Raw genomic sequence first — 16,339 nt, forward strand, 5'->3', positions numbered from 1 at the left:
GAACCAGCCCAGCGGCAATTTATACCTCGCCGCTGCCGTCGGGCGCGCCGAGCTAAATACTCGCGCCGACGCTTCGTTTGTCATGGGTAAGGGTCTGTGTGCCCAGCCCCTCTTTTCACTCTCCGGGATGTATTTATGACCGACCCCAAACGCAGCGCCTTCAAGGGGCTGCTCGCCTTGCTCAGGCCCTTTCGCACCATCGTGACCGTCTCCGTCGCCCTCGGCATGGTCGGCGGCCTGGCCATCACGCTGCTGCTGGCCACCATCAATAATGCCCTGCATTCGGCCAACGGCATGACCCAAGGCGTGGTCCTGACCTTTGCGGCGCTGTGTGTGCTGGCATTGATCAGCTCGATCATTTCGGATATCGGCACCAATTACGTCGGCCAACGCATCATCGCAGCCCTGCGCAAAGACCTGGGCGAAAAAGTGCTGTCGGCGCCCATCGGGCAGATCGAGCGGTATCGCTCGCACCGCCTGATCCCGGTGCTGACCCATGATGTCGATACCATCAGCGACTTTTCCTTCGCCTTCACGCCGTTGGCCATCGCTGCCACGGTGACCCTCGGTTGCCTGGGTTACCTGGCCTATCTGTCGGTGCCGATGTTCCTGATGATGGTGGTGGCGATCATTATCGGCAGTGCCGTGCAGTTCATTGCCGGCGGTAAAGGCATCCAGGGCTTCGACCTGGCACGCAGTCATGAGGATGAACTGCAGCGTTATTACAACGCGATCGCTTCCGGCGCCAAGGAACTGCGCATGCACCGGCCACGGCGTTTTCGCATGAACACCCATCGCATCCAGGAAACCGCCGACCGCATCAGCGACATCCAGGTGCGCTCGGTCAACATTTACATCCTGGCCAAGACGTTTGGCTCGATGCTGTTCTTTGTGGTGATCGGCCTGGCCCTGGCGATGCAGGCCTACAACCCGAACCCGGACCCTACCGTGATCACCGGCTTCGTGCTGGTGCTGCTGTACATGAAAGGCCCGCTGGAACACCTGCTGGGCTACCTGCCGGTGGTGGGCAAGGCGAAGATTGCCTTTGGCCGTATCAGCGAGTTGTCGCAGCGCTTCTCCTCCCCCGAACCGCACCTGCTGATGGATGACAGCGAAGCCCCCAAACCGGTGGTCAACAGCCTGGAACTGCGCGGCGTGAGCTACAGCCCGCCGGCAGTTGAGGGCAGCGAACCGTTCCACCTGGGGCCGATCAACCTGAGCATCAAGCAAGGCGATATCGTATTTATCGTCGGCGAAAACGGCAGCGGCAAGACCACCCTGATCAAACTGTTGCTGGGCCTGTACCCGCCCCAGGCCGGCGAGATCCGGCTCAACGGCGAGGCCGTGACCGACCCCGAGCGCGATGATTATCGCCAGCTGTTTACCACGATTTTTTCCGACTATTACCTGTTCGATGACCTGGTGCAGGGCAGCGCCACCCAGTCATTGGACAGTGCCGCCAAATACCTGGAACGCCTGGAGATCGCGCACAAGGTCAGCGTGAAGGATGGCGTGTTCAGCACCACCGACCTGTCTACCGGCCAACGCAAGCGCCTGGCCTTGGTCAACGCGTGGCTCGAAGAACGCCCGGTGCTGGTGTTCGACGAGTGGGCCGCCGACCAGGACCCGGCCTTTCGCCGGATCTTCTACACCGAGCTGCTGCCGGACCTTAAGCGCCTGGGCAAAACCATCATCGTGATCAGCCACGACGACCGCTATTTCGACATCGCCGACCAATTGGTACGCCTGCGCGCCGGCCAGGTGGTGCACGAAATGGAGCCTGCCTGAAATTTCTTTTCCGGTTTTCCCAAGTAGGAACGTCTCACTAGTGTTAATGAGAACCAGAATCAATAAACACCTATAACTTGCCCACTTACACATAGAAGAGAAAGCATCCATGCCAGCAAGACTCGGTCTCAGCCCTCTGAGCAAAGCGCTATCCATGCGCCGGGCCCTGAACATTAATCTTCTTCCGAGCGCCCTGGCCCTGGCGATATCGTTGCCGGTTGCAGGCTATGCGCAGGCGCAGGAGATCGAGCTGGATATTCCTTCACAGTCGCTGGGGAGCGCGCTGCAGGAATTCGGTCGTCAGACCAACGTGCAGGTGCTGTACAGCCCGAGCGATGTGCAGGGCAAGAACAGTCGCGCGGTGAAGGGCAAAATGGAACCGCAGCGGGCAATTGATACCTTGCTGGGTGGGACTGAGACCACTCACAGCCTCAGTGGCAACTCGCTGACCGTGACCGCTGCCGGTACAACCGAAGCGTTGGAACTGAGCCCGACCCAAGTGACCGGCAACGCGTTGGGCAACATTACCGAGGACTCCGGCTCCTACACGCCGGGCACCATTGCCACAGCCACACGGCTAACCCTGACGCCTCGGCAAACGCCGCAATCGATCACTGTCATCACCCGTCAGCACATCCAGGACTTCGGCCTGAATAACGTTGATGACGTGATGCGCCACACCCCGGGCATCACCGTGTCGGCCTATGACACCGACCGCACCAACTATTATTCCCGTGGTTTTTCGGTCAACAGCTTCCAGTACGACGGCATTCCGTCCACTGTGCGCAACGTCGGCTATTCGGCGGGTAACACCCTAAGCGACATGGCCATCTATGACCGCGTCGAAATACTCAAGGGCGCAACCGGCCTGCTTAACGGTGCGGGTTCCCTGGGCGCGACCATCAACCTGATCCGCAAGAAGCCAACCTCGGAATTCAAGGGCCATGTCCAGCTGGGCGCAGGTTCCTGGGACAATTACCGCAGCGAAGTCGACGTCAGCGGCCCCTTGACCGACAGCGGCAACGTCCGTGGTCGCGCAGTGGCGGCGTATCAAGACAAAAAGTCCTTCATGGACCACTACTCACGCAAGACCGAAACCTACTACGGCATTACCGAATTCGACCTGTCCCCCGACACCATGCTGACGGTGGGCTTCGACTATCAGGACAACATTCCACAAGGCTCCAGCTGGTCCGGTGCCTTCCCGTTGGTGAAATACGACGGCAGCATCAACAAGATGCCGCGCTCCTATAACAATGGCACCACCTGGAGTTCCTGGGAGCAGAATACCCGTACCGCCTTTGCCATGCTGCAACATGACATGGGCGACGGCTGGGTCACCAAGTTCCAACTCGACCATAAGATCAACGGCTACCACGCCGACCTGGGCTCGATCCAGTTCGTTGAGCCTCAGTCCGATGGCACCGCGTCGATCAACGGGCAGAAGTACACCGGCGAAACCAAAAGCACCTCGGTCGATCTGTACGCCACCGGGCCTTTCAGCCTGTTCGGCCGCGACCATGAACTGGTGGTGGGCGGCTCGATCGGTACCTCGCGCTGGCAGGGCAAGGGTTATTGGTCGCCGGAATGGCCAGGCGGCAACAAAGTCGACTTCTACAACTGGAATGGCAAGATCGACAGGCCGATCTACGGCCCGGTCCAGCAGTACATCGACGACACCATTCGCCAGAACGGCTACTACATGACCACACGTTTGAACGTGATGGATGACCTTAACGTGATCCTCGGCGGACGCGTCGCCAACTACCACGTCACCGGTAATAACCCGTCCTACAAAGAAACCGGCCGGTTCATCCCATATGCCGGTGTCATCTACGACCTGAACGACAACTTCTCGCTGTACACCAGCTACACCGATATTTTCCAGCCCCAGGAAAGCACCTATAAGGACCGCGACCAAAAACTGCTGGAACCGGACGAGGGGCAAAACTACGAGTTCGGCCTCAAGGGTGAGTTCCTGGAAGGCCGCCTGAACACCAGCATTGCCTACTTCGAAGTGCATGAGACCAACCGCGCTATTTCGGACGATGCCTACAACAACCAGACCCCAACGCCGAACAACTACGCGTTTAAGGGCTCCAAGGCCGTCACCAAAGGCTACGAAGCGGAGATCTCCGGTGAGCTGGCCCCGGGCTGGCAAGTCCAGGGTGGCTACACCCACAAGATCGTACGCGACGAAGACGGCAAGAAAATCTCCACCTTCGAGCCGGAGCATCAGGTCAACCTGAACACCACCTACAAGCTCAAGGGCGACCTGGACAAGTTCACCGTCGGCGGCGGCGTGCGCTGGCAGAGCAAGGGCTGGTACGAAATCTATAACTCGCCGCTCGAAAAAAACCAGGACATTACCCAGTCGTCCTACACAGTGGTGGACCTGATGACCCGCTACCAGTTGACCAAGAACCTCTCGGCCACTATCAACCTCAACAACATCTTCGACACGACCTACTACACCAACGTGGGCTTCTATAACTCGGCGGCCTACGGCGAGCCGCGCAACGTGATGGTCAGCACCCGCTGGAACTTCTGACCGGATGCCTTGATCGCCCAGGCGATCAACTCAACGCCCGATGAAAGCCCTGCTTTCATCGGGCATTTTTTATGCCTGCCCCACCTGAAAAAAAGCCCAAAAAAACCCGGATCAATGATCCGGGTTTATTCGTACAACAGCCCCTTACTCCATGGCAGCCACCAGGCTATTGATGAACGCGGCGCTGTCGATGATCCCGTCATGATCAGTCTCGATCATCACCGAACGCTCGATGCGCCCCTGGCCAATCACACCGGCCATGTTCTGTTCGATCAGGTCCTTGAAGTGCCCCGCGCGGCTCAAAGAAGCCCACCAGCAACTGACCGGAGCCTGGATCGGCTTGAAGTCAGCCGCGGTCATGCGCTCGCTGAGTGCGCGGTCAACCTCCCAGGAAATCTGCGCTTCATTGCCACGCAGCAACTCGTCCTTGATGCCGGTGAAGGCCTCACCCAGGGTCTGTTCGGCCCAGGCTACAAACGCCTGCCATTGCCCGGCTTCATCCGCAGCCTGACGCCGGCACTGTTGCCACGCCCCTTCAATCTGCTCGGCAAACGCTGGGAACATCACCCCAAGCAACGCCACACGGCGCTCATTGGCTGATACTTCACGATCATCCTCGATCACCACCGCGTCCCAATAAGGCTTGAGCCACTGCGGTGGTGCCGAATCAATCCAGCCGACAAATTCGACCTCACGCCCGGCTTGCTCCAGTGCATAGGCGACTTCCATCGCCAGGTTGCCGCCCAGTGACCAGCCGGCCAGGCGATAGGCACCCTGTGGCTGAGCCTTCAACAATTGCGCGGTGTAATCGTCAACCATCGCCTGCCATTCAGGCACCGGTGCGCCCTCTTCCACCAGCGCACGGCAGATCACGCCGAACACCGGGCGCTGCTCCCTGAGTGCCAGGGCAATGGCGGTGTAGCAATGCACCGAGCCGAAACTTGGGTGGAACATGAACAGCGGCGTGCCTTGGGTCTGGCTGTTGAGCTTGACGATCAACTCGCTGCGTACCTCGCCCTGCACGCAATTGACCTGCCCACGCACGGTGGGGTTGAGCATCAACTGGCTGACGGACAGATTGACCCCGCTGACCTGCCTGATGCGCTCCTTGAGCAGCAGCACGCGCAATGAATGGCCACCCAACTCAAAGAAGTTGTCGTTCAGCCCGACGCGCTCAACACCGAGCACCTCGCTCCAAATCGCCGCGACCTGCTGCTCAATGTCGCTTTGCGGCGCCTGATAGTCCTGCGCAGCGTTTGCTTCAGGCTTGGGTAGCGCTTTGCGATCCAGCTTACCATTGGGGCTCAACGGCATCTGTGCCAGCACCACCCACTGCGCGGGCACCATGTAATCCGGCAGTTGCGCAGCAAGGTGAGCACCCACCAAGGCTTTCCAGTCCGCACACGGTTCCTGCAACACCAGGTAACCCACCAGGTGCGTGCCGCCTACTGCCAGCACGGCAGCTTCACGCACGCAGGCATGCTCCAGCAGGCGCGCCTCGATTTCACCCAACTCGATCCGCAGCCCGCGCAGCTTGACCTGATGGTCGATGCGCCCGGCGTACTCGATCACACCATCGTCGCGATAGCGCGCCAGGTCGCCGGTACGGTACAGGCGCGCGCCGCTGCCGAACGGGTCGGTCACAAAACGTTCAGCGGTCAGCGCCGGCCGACGGTGATAACCCCGCGCCAGCCCGATGCCGCCCAGGTACAGCTCACCCAACACGCCCACCGGCGCCGGCGCCAGGTTGCCGTCGAGCACATAGCAACCCAGGTTGGCGATGGGCCGACCAATCGGCACCACATCATGCCCTTCATCGACACAGGTCCAGTGGGTCACATCAATGGCGGCTTCCGTCGGCCCATACAAGTTGTACAACTGGGCACCGGGCAGCTTGGCAAACACCTGCTGCTGGGCATCCACGGGCAATGCTTCACCGCTGCAGACAATGCGTTGCAGGCTATGGCAGGCACTTACCGCCGAGTCCTGCAAGAACGCTTGCAACATGGACGGCACGAAGTGCAGCGTGGTGACCTGCTCGGCGTTGATCAGGCTGACCAACCTGGCCGGATCGCGATGCTCCCCGGGCGCAGCCACCACCAGGCGCGCGCCGGCCATCAGTGGCCAGAAGAACTCCCACACCGACACGTCAAAGCTGAACGGGGTTTTCTGCAACACGCTATCGCTGGCTTCCAGGCCATACGCCTGCTGCATCCAGCAGAGCCGATTGGTGAGCGCCGAATGCCGATTACCGGCGCCCTTGGGCTGCCCGGTAGAGCCCGAGGTGTAGATCACATACGCCAGGTTTTCGCCATCGACGGCGATGTCAGGATTGCGCGCGCTATAACCCTCAAGCCACGCCTCGCCCGTCTCCAGCACCAGGTGCTGAACGCCCGCCGGGATCGGCAGTTGTTCCAGCAGATGAGCCTGGGTCAGCAGCCACGTTACGCCACTGTCCTGCAACATGTAGGCGAGTCGGTCACGCGGGTATTCCGGGTCCAGCGGCACGTAGGCGCCACCGGCCTTGAGCACGGCCAACAGACCGACGACCATCTCGATGGAGCGCTCCACCGCCAGGCCCACCAGCACGTCCGGCCCCACGCCGGCCGCGATCAAACGATGCGCCAGGCGGTTCGCCCGACGGTTCAGCTCGGCGTAACTCAGGTGCTGCCCGGCAAACGCCAGGGCCGTAGCGTCTGCCGTACGAACCACCTGCGCCTCGATCAATTGATGCACGCTCTGGTGCAGCGGGTAGCTTTGCGCCGTGGCGTTCCAGGCCTGCAGCGTCTGGCGCTCGGCCAATGCCACCGAAGGCAGCGCGGCCAGGCACTGGTCGGCATCCATAATCAAGGCACTCAACAGCTGCTGGAAGTGCTCGGCCAGGCGCTGGATATGCGCGGCACTGAAGGCCTGCCGGTCGTAGTTGAATTCAAGCCCCAGGCTTTCGCCCATGCCCAGGAGCACGGTCAACGGGTAGTGCGTCTGCTCCAGGCTGTGCACGGTGCCAAAGCGTAAACCCGACGGCGCGCCCTGCTCCAGCGCCTCGGACACCGGGTAATTCTCGAACACCAGGATGCTGTCGAACAGCGCCTCCCCGCCCAGACCGGCCCAGCGCTGGATCTCGAACAGCGGCGTGTGTTCTTGCTCGCGCAAGCGCACATTCTGCGACTGGACATGTTGCAGCCATTGGCTGACCGACATCTGCGCCTCAGGCGTGGCCACCACGGGCAGCGTATTGATAAACAAACCGACTTGCTGCTCGATACCGCGCAGCTCGGCTGGGCGCCCCGCCACCGTGGCGCCGAACGCGACGGTGGCCTGCCCGGTGTGATGGTGCAGCAGCAATAGCCACGCGGCTTGCACCAGCGTATTGAGGGTGACCTTGTTGCTCTGGGCGAACACTTTGAGACGCTCGGTATGCGCGGCATCAAAGCTCAGGCGATGTTCACCGTTGGCCGCCGGGGCCGTCTGCACCTCGCTCGACTGGCCGCATGCCAGGCGCGTAGGCGCCTGCAGGTTGACCAACTGGTCTTTCCAGAAGGTTTCGCTGACGGCTTTGTTCTGCGCCTGCAACCAGGCGATGTAATCGCGATAGCGCCCCGTCGGCGCAGCCAGCGGCTCGCCGGCGTAGTGTTGCAACACCTCGCCAAACAACTGCGAACCGCTCCATCCGTCCATCAGGATGTGGTGGTTGGTATAGATCAGGTGATAACTCGACACCCCAGTGCGTATGACCGACAGGCTCAGCAGCGGCGCCTGTTCCAGCACGAAACCCTGGGCCCGCGCCGATTCGGCCAGGCTATCGAGGGCCGCAGGGCAATCCGTGCGGTCCGTCCAATCGAGCGCTTCAAGCGGTATGCGCCGCTGCTTGTAGACCACCTGCAACGGTTGCTCGACATCGGTTTGCCAGAGGAAACCACTGCGCAGAATTTCATGCCGGTCGACAGCTGCCTGCCAGGCCTGGCGGAAACGCGGGACATCCAGCCCGTCCACATCGATGCGCATCTGGTTGATGTAGTCGCCCGAACCTTCGCCATACAACGACTGGAACAACATGCCTTGCTGCATCGGCGACAACGGATACAGGTCTTCCACCTCAGAGAAGTTCAGTGGCAGCGCATCCAGCTGGCCTTGAGACAAGCGCGCCAGGGGAAAGTCCGACGGCGTGACGCCTTGATTTGCCGGAGCACAGCAATGCTCGATCAAGGCCTTGAGTTCCAACGCGTACTCGTCCGCCAACTGCTGCAGGGTCGCTTGCGCGAACATCTCTTGGCTGAAACTCCAGTTCAACTTCAATTCGCCTGCGTAGACCTGGCCATTGATTTCCAGCCAGTTGCCCAGCGGCGCGTCAAGGCTTTGCTCGGCACCACTGGCGTCACCGGAAGGCGCGAACAAACCTTCCTGTTCGCCGCCCTCGAAACTGCCGTCGAACTGCCCCAGGTAGTTGAACGTGATACGTGGGCGCGGCAATGCACTTAATGCCTGTTGCGCCTCGGCATTACCCAGGTAACGCAAGGCACCAAAGCCCAGGCCTTTGTCCGGTACAGCGCGCAATTGCTCCTTGATATGTTTAAGGGAACCCGCCAGGGAATCGGTCGGCGTCAGTTGCAAGGGATAGAGGCTGGTAAACCAACCCACAGTGCGGGTCAGGTCGATCTCATCGAACAAGTCCTCGCGGCCGTGGCCTTCCAGCCGGATCAACATCGACGTGTCACCGGTCCAGCCCACAATGACGCGCGCAAGGGCCGTCAACAGCAGGTCGTTGATCTGGGTACGGTAGGCACTTGGAGCGTCCTGCAACAAACGTCGGGTAAACCCTGGGTCCAACTGGGTCGTCACACTCAATGCATGACGGTTGCTCAGGCTGGCCTGCGGGTCGGCGCCCGGCAAACCGGCGTGGCTGCCGTGTAGCTGGGTCTGCCACCACGTCAACGCCTGCGCCAGCGCCGGGCTGCCGGCGTAAGCCTGCAGCCGCGCGGCCCATGCGCGCGTGGAGCTGGTCTTGGCGGGCAGCACCACCGCGGCGCCTTGGGCAATTTGGCGGTAGGCCGTTTGCAGGTCCTCGAGGAGGATGCGCCAGGACACACCGTCCACCACCAAGTGATGGATCACCAGCAACAGACGCTGTGAGCCATCGGCCATGCCTACCAACACCGCGCGCAGCAAAGGGCCTTGACTCAGGTCGAGGCTGCGCTGGGCTTCCTCGCCCAAGGCTTCAAGTTCTTCGAGGGTCGTGAGGGTGGTCTGCCACAGTACCTGTTCGGCCTGATGCTGTTCCGAACTTCGATACGCCGCACTCCAGCCATTTACACTTTGGGCAAACGTGGTGCGCAGGGCGTCGTGATGCACAATCAGCGCCTGTAGAGCGGCCACCAGCACCGGCACCTCCAGCCGCTGGTGCGGTTGCAGCACCACGGACTGGTTCCAGTGCTCACGCGCCGGGATGTCATCGGCAAAAAACGCATGCTGGATCGGCAGCAACAACAGCTCGCCGGTCAGCGCCGACTGATCCAGCAGCACCGCGCCCTCGCCTTCGCGGGCGACGGCCGCCAGGCTCTGGACCGTCTGGTGTTGGAACAGGTCCTTGGGCGTGAACCGCACACCCACTTGGCGCGCACGGCTGACGACCTGGATCGAAATGATCGAGTCGCCGCCCAGTTCGAAGAAGTTGTCATGCAGCCCCACGCGCGGCAGGCGCAGCACGTCGGACCAGATCGCGGCGATCTTCTGCTCCAACTCACTCTGTGGCGCCACGTACACCTGCTGCATCAGGCTCACGTCCGGCAGCGGCAGGCCTTTGCGATCCAGCTTGCCATTGGGCGTGAGTGGCATGCGCGCCAGGAACATCAGGTGCGTGGGTACCATGTAGTCGGGCAGGCGGGTTTTCAAGGCGCGGCGCAGCGCTTCACGGCCGTTCGATTGCGCCACGGCATCGTCGATCAACGCCGGGTCCAACGGCACCACATAGGCGACCAACTGCTTGCCGGTCGGCCCTTCCTGCGCCACCACCACGGTTTCACCAACGCTGTCCTGCTCGCGCAGACGGGCCTCGATTTCACCCAGCTCGATGCGAAAACCACGAATCTTCACTTGATGGTCGACACGGCCAAGGTAGTCCACCACGCCGTCCGGGCGGCCACGGGTCAAGTCGCCGCTGCGGTACACGCGGCTGCCGGGTTTGCCGAACGGGTCCGGTACAAAACGCTCGGCGGTCAGCGCCGGACGCTCCAGATAACCCCGGGCCACGCCCTCGCCGCCCAGGTACAACTCCCCGGCCACGCCGATCGGTTGCAGGTTCAACTGCGCGTCCAACACGTAGCCGCTGCGGTTGCCCAACAACGTACCAATCGGTGCATAGACAGCGCCGCAAGGGTCGCCCTTGCGGGCCTTCCATAGCAGCGGCGTGACCACGGTTTCGGTGGGGCCGTAACCGTTGAACAGGTAGGTCGGTTTGAGCGCACGCCAGGCCAGGTCGTAGCTCGCCTGCGCCACCGCATCACCACCAAAACAATACACGCGCACCGCCGGCGGGTTGCCGTCGCGTTCGGCATGCTCGGCCAGTTGTTGCAGGTACACCGGCGGGAACACCGCCATCGTCACGTTATGGCGGTGCATTTGTGCGTAGGTGTATTCCGGCAGCCACAGGCTGTCGTCGCGGATCAGCACACTGGCGCCGTTGATCAGCGGGTGCATCCAACCTTCGTGGGAGCCGTCAAAGGCGAAGGACATGAAGTGCAGTTCGCAATCGGCCGGGCCGGTTTCATAGCGTTCGCCGGTGGCGATGATATGCGCCACGAGCGGGCCGTGCGATACCGCCACGCCCTTGGGCATGCCGGTGGAGCCGGAGGTGTAGATCACGTAGGCGAGGTTGTCGCCGTCCAGTGCGACCTCTGGTGCGGTGTCGCTGTAATCGGCCCAGTCCTCGGTGCGATCTATCGCCAGGGTGTTCAGCCCTTCAGGTATCGGCAATTGCTGCAACACGCGGGTGTGAGTCAGTAACAGTTGCGCGCGGCTGTCTTGCATCATGTACAGCAGGCGATCACGCGGGTATTCCACGTCCAGCGGCACATACACGCCACCCGATTTCATCACGGCCAGGAACGCCACCATGCTCTCGGCACTGCGCGGCATGGCGATGGCCACGCGCACTTCCGGGCCCACACCACGGGCGATCAGCGCATGCGCCAGGCGATTGGCCTGGCGATCGAGTTCACCGTACGTCAGCGTTTGCGCATCGAATTTTACCGCCACTGCATTCGGGTTTTCCCGAGCACGGTCGGCGACCATTTCGTGAACCAGGCGCTTGGCCGAGAAGCCCGAGTCGGTGCAATTCCATAGCTGTAGAATCTGTTGCTGCTCAGCAGTGTCCAGCAGCGGCAATTGGCTGAGGGTTTGCTGCGGGTTGGCAACCATGCCCTGCAACAGGTTCTGCCAATGGCGGGCCATACGGTGCACGGTGTCGGCTTCAAACAGGTCCTGGGCATAACCCAAGGTGGCCCAGATGCCTTCGGCGGATTCCTGGATATCCAGGTCCAGGTCGAAATGCGCCGTCTTGCTCTCCCAGTCCAGCCCTTCGACCCGCAGTTGCGGCAATTGATGCTGGACCTGGGCCTGGCCCACATCGGTCTGGTGGTTGAACATCACTTGGAACAGCGGGTTGTGACTCAGGCTGCGTTCCGGTTGCAGGGCTTCCACCAATTGCTCGAACGGCAGGTCCTGATGCGCCTGGGCATCCAGCGCGCGCTGACGCGTGTGCTGCAACAACTGCTCAACGCTCATCTGGCCATGCAGGTCGGCCTTGAGCACCTGGGTGTTAACGAAAAAGCCGATCAGGCGCTCGGTCTCACTGCGATTGCGGTTGGCAATCGGCACGCCGACGCGGATCTCTTCCTGGCCGCTGTAGCGGTGCAGCAAGGTCTGGAATGACGCCAGCAGCAGCATGAACAGCGTTACGCCCTGTTGCTGGGCCAGTGCCTTGAGGTCGTGGGCCAGTGTCGGGGCCAGTTCGATCGGTAAGCGTGCGCCACGGTGGCTCTGCACGGCCGGGCGTGGATGGTCGAATGGCAATTCCAGCACGCTCTGCTCACCGCCCAGCACCTCGCGCCAGTACGCCAGTTGACGGGCTTTCTCGCCCGCGTCCATCCAGTTGCGTTGCCACACGGCGTAGTCGGCGTACTGGATCGGCAGTTGCGGCAATTGCACGCCCTGCCCCTGGCTGTAAGCGGCGTAAAGCTGCACCAGTTCCTCCACCACCAACTGCATCGACCAACCATCGGACACGATGTGATGCTGAACCAGCACCAGCACATGTTCGTCAGCCGCCAGACGCAGCAGCGTCACGCGCAGCAACGGCCCTTGTTGCAGGTCAAACGGCCGGGCGATTTCAGCTTCGACGCGCGCCTTGAGTTGGGCTTCCTCGACATCGGCACGCACCATCGGCAACGACGCCACCGGGTCAATCACCTGCACGGCGCCATCGTGCGTCTGGCGCAAATGGGTACGCAGGCTTTCGTGACGGGCCACCAACGTATCGAAACTGCGCTGCAACGCCGCCGTGTCCAACCGCCCTTTCAAGCGCAGGGCGCTAGGTATGTGATATGCGGCGCTTTGCGGCTCCAGTTGCCACAGGAACCATTGGCGCTCCTGGGCATACGACAACGGCAACGGCTGGTCACGCCCCACCGGCAGCAACGCGGGAGCTTTGGGCGCGGTCGGGGAATGGGCTTCAATGGCCGCGACAAATCCATCCAGGCGCGGCTGCTCAAACAGCATCTTGAGTGGCACTTCGAGGTTCAGCGCCTGGCGCATGCGCGAGACCACCTGCATGGCGAGCAGGGAATGCCCACCCAGCTCGAAAAAGTGCTGAGTCAGGCCCACACGCTCAGTGCCGAGGATATCGGCCCAGATCCCGGCAACTTGTTGCTGCAAGGCCGTTACAGGCGCTTGCCAGTCGGCTTGGACCGAAGTGGCATCAGGTTTGGGCAGGGCCTGGCGGTCCAGCTTCCCATTGGGGTTCAACGGCATGCGGGCGAGGAAGATCAGGTGCGCCGGCACCATGTAATCCGGCAATTGCTCGCGCAGGCGGGCCTTGAGCTGCTCACCGGCGGCCAGCTGTTCTGGCTCGGACAGCGCTTGTGTGGGCACCACGTAAGCCAGCAACTGGTTGTCAGCGGCCAGCAGCAGCGTTTCGCGCACGCCTGTCTGGGCCAATAGCAACGCCTCGATCTCACCCAGCTCGATGCGGAAACCACGGATTTTCACCTGGTGATCGACTCGCCCGACGTACTCGATTACCCCATCGGCGCGACAGCGTGCCAGGTCACCGGTGCGGTACAGGCGCTCGCCCAAGCGGCTGAACGGGTCGGCGACAAAACGTTCGGCGGTCAGTGCAGGTCGCTGCAGATAGGCACGCGCCAGGCCGCTTTCACTGGCAATATACAGCTCACCCACAGCCCCGACCGGCAGCAGATTCAAATCGCGGTCGAGCACATACAACGCACGCCCCGGCAGCGCCCGGCCGATAGGGCTGGCGCTGGCGCCGATCACGGTCGCGTCGTCGCTGCAGTCCAGCACGCTGGACACCACCGTCGCCTCGGTAGGCCCGTAGGTATTGAGCAGGCGTACATGCCCGAGCCCCGCGCGACGCCACAGCGCCGGGCCATCCAACGGCATGGCTTCGCCGCCGATATGCACCTGGCGCAGTGCGCCGTAAGCGCGTGGGCCGGCCGCCAGGCAATCCTGCAGGAAAAGTTTCCAGTAGGCCGTCGGCAAGTCGGCCAGGGTGATGCCCTGGGCGATAATCTGCCGGTACAGCTCGGCACCGTCCCACAGCTGCGGGCCACGCAGGACCACGCTGGCGCCGACGGTCAGCGCCGGGTACAACTGCTCGACGAAACCGTCGAAGTTCAAGGTCGCAAACTGCAACACCCGGTCATCCGGGGTCAGGCACGAGTAGCCCGCAGCGATGTTTGCGAACTCACTCAAAGCCGCATGGTTGATCGCCACGCCCTTGGGTTTACCAGTAGAACCTGAGGTGTAAATGACGTAAGCCAGGCTGCGCGGTTCGAAGTCGAGCCCGGGATTGTGCTCGGCACACTGCGCCAGTTGCGCATCGGCCACATCGATGTCCAGGGCCGACACGTGTTCAGGCAGTGGCAAACGCTCACGCAGGGACGACTGAGTCAACACCCGCTGCAAGCCGCTGTCGTCGAGCATGTGCAGCAAGCGCTCACGCGGGTATTGCGGGTCGAGCGGCACGTAAGCGCCGCCCGCCTTGAGCACCGCCAGCAGGCTCACCACCATCGCAAACGAGCGCTCCACGGCAATGCCGACCAGCACCTCCGGGCCTACGCCGTGGGCGATCAGGTAATGGGCCAGACGGTTGGCCTGGCGATTCAACTCGCCATAGCTGATGGTCTGCTCATCCAGGGCCAAGGCCTGGCGTTGCGGGTGCTGCTGGGCCTGGGCCTCGAACAGCTGATGCACCGCCTGCAGTTCGCCGCCGGTGGCCGGGGCATTCCATTCCTTGCGTATCACCGTTTGTTCGGTTGCGCTCAGCATCGCCACGTCACTGAGACGGCTGTGCGGTGCACTCACCACTGCGTGCAGCAGGTTCTGCCAATGCTGCGCCAAACGCTCTATTGTCGCGGCATCGAACAGGTCAGTGGCGTAGGTCAGCGCCGCCCAGATACCTTCCGGGGATTCATGGGTGTCCAGGCTGAGGTCGAAGTGCGTGGTTTGGCTGTCCCAGTCCAGCTCCGAAACGCGCAAGCCGGGTAATTGCTGCCCCTCGCGCCCGCCCTGGGCGTCGGTCTGGTGATTGAACATCACCTGGAACAACGGGTTGTGGCTCAGGCTCCGCTCGGGCTGCAACGCCACCACCAGTTGCTCGAACGGCAAGTCCTGGTGCGCCTGGGCCTCCAGTGAGCGCCGCTTGGTCTGCTGCAGCAGTTCGACAAACGTCATCTGCCCGTCAAGGTCGGCCTTGAGCACCTGGGTGTTAACGAAAAAGCCAATCAGCCGCTCGGTTTCGACACGGTTACGGTTGGCATTTGGCACGCCGATACGGATGTCCGACTGCCCGCTGTAGCGATAGAGCAAGGTCTGGAACGAAGCCAGGAGCAACATGAACGGGGTGGCGCCCTCTTGCTGCGCAAGGCGCTTGATGTCGCTGACCAGTGCCGGTTGCAGATGCACCTGCAGGCTGTTGCCGCGATGGCTTTGTTGGGCCGGTCGCGGATGGTCGAGGGGCAACTCCAGCACGGGCTGCTCACCGCCCAGCAGTGCCTGCCAGTACGCCAACTGACGGGCCTTCTCCCCCGCTTCCATCCAGCCGCGCTGCCACAGGGCATAGTCGGCGTACTGGATCGGCAAGTCCGGCAACGCCAGGGTGCGCCCCTGGCAGCAGGCCGCATAGAGCTGCACGAGTTCCTCGACCATCACCTGCATCGACCAGCCATCGGAAATGATGTGGTGCTGGACCATCACCAGCACATGTTCATCTTCGGCCAGTTGCAACAGTGTCACGCGCAACAGCGGCGCCTGGAGCAGATCGAAAGGACGTGCAACCTCCGCTTCCACCCGCGCCATCAATTGCTGTTCGTCCGTTTGCATCTGCACGATTTCAACCCTGGCCTCAGGCATTACCGCCTGCAACAGCTGCTCACCGTCCTGTACCAAGCGGGTACGCAGGCTTTCGTGGCGGGCCAGCAAACGGTCGAAACTGTGTTGTAACGCCGCGAGGTCGAGCTGGCCTTGCAGGCGCAGCGCCCCAGGAATGTGATAGGTGGCGCTGTCCGGATCAAGCTGCCAGAGAAACCACTGGCGTTCCTGGGCGTAAGACAATGGCAATGTGTCGACATCATGCCGGGTGGGGGCAATCGGCAATTGCGCGAAACTCATGCCGCGCGCTTGCAGGCGCTGATAAAACTGCTGGCGTTGTTCAAGCGGCAGGCGAAGAAAGCGCGAGACCAGATCGATATTCGTGTTGGAAAGCATGGT

Annotated in this window: 3 protein-coding genes; 2 read left to right on the forward strand and 1 reads right to left on the reverse strand. The window is 62.0% G+C overall.

Going from position 1 to position 16,339, the window contains the following annotated elements:
• Window positions 1-135 precede the first annotated feature (135 nt).
• Window positions 136-1,788, forward strand: coding sequence for a cyclic peptide export ABC transporter (locus ACDZ94_RS19335; RefSeq protein ID WP_064452742.1), 1,653 nt, complete (start codon window positions 136-138; stop codon window positions 1,786-1,788).
• Window positions 1,789-1,897: 109 nt separating this feature from the next.
• A complete protein-coding gene (locus ACDZ94_RS19340) occupies window positions 1,898-4,339 on the forward strand; it encodes a TonB-dependent siderophore receptor (RefSeq protein ID WP_432750613.1) in 2,442 nt (813 codons plus the stop codon).
• A gap of 144 nt (window positions 4,340-4,483) precedes the next feature.
• On the opposite strand, the gene ACDZ94_RS19345 is transcribed toward ACDZ94_RS19340, so the two are convergent.
• Window positions 4,484-16,336, reverse strand: coding sequence for an amino acid adenylation domain-containing protein (locus ACDZ94_RS19345; RefSeq protein WP_432750614.1), 11,853 nt, complete (start codon window positions 16,334-16,336; stop codon window positions 4,484-4,486).
• Between the last annotated feature and the right edge of the window lie 3 nt (window positions 16,337-16,339).

This window comes from Pseudomonas sp. UBT, assembly GCF_050915955.1.
Classification (GTDB): Bacteria; Pseudomonadota; Gammaproteobacteria; order Pseudomonadales; family Pseudomonadaceae; genus Aquipseudomonas; species Aquipseudomonas antarctica_A.

Coding starts and splice junctions, on each gene's coding strand:
- ACDZ94_RS19335 (WP_064452742.1), top strand. CDS start 136: ATGACCGACCCCAAACGCAGCGCCTTCAAGGGGCTGCTCGCCTTGCTC.
- ACDZ94_RS19340 (WP_432750613.1), top strand. CDS start 1,898: ATGCCAGCAAGACTCGGTCTCAGCCCTCTGAGCAAAGCGCTATCCATG.
- ACDZ94_RS19345 (WP_432750614.1), bottom strand. CDS start 16,336: ATGCTTTCCAACACGAATATCGATCTGGTCTCGCGCTTTCTTCGCCTG.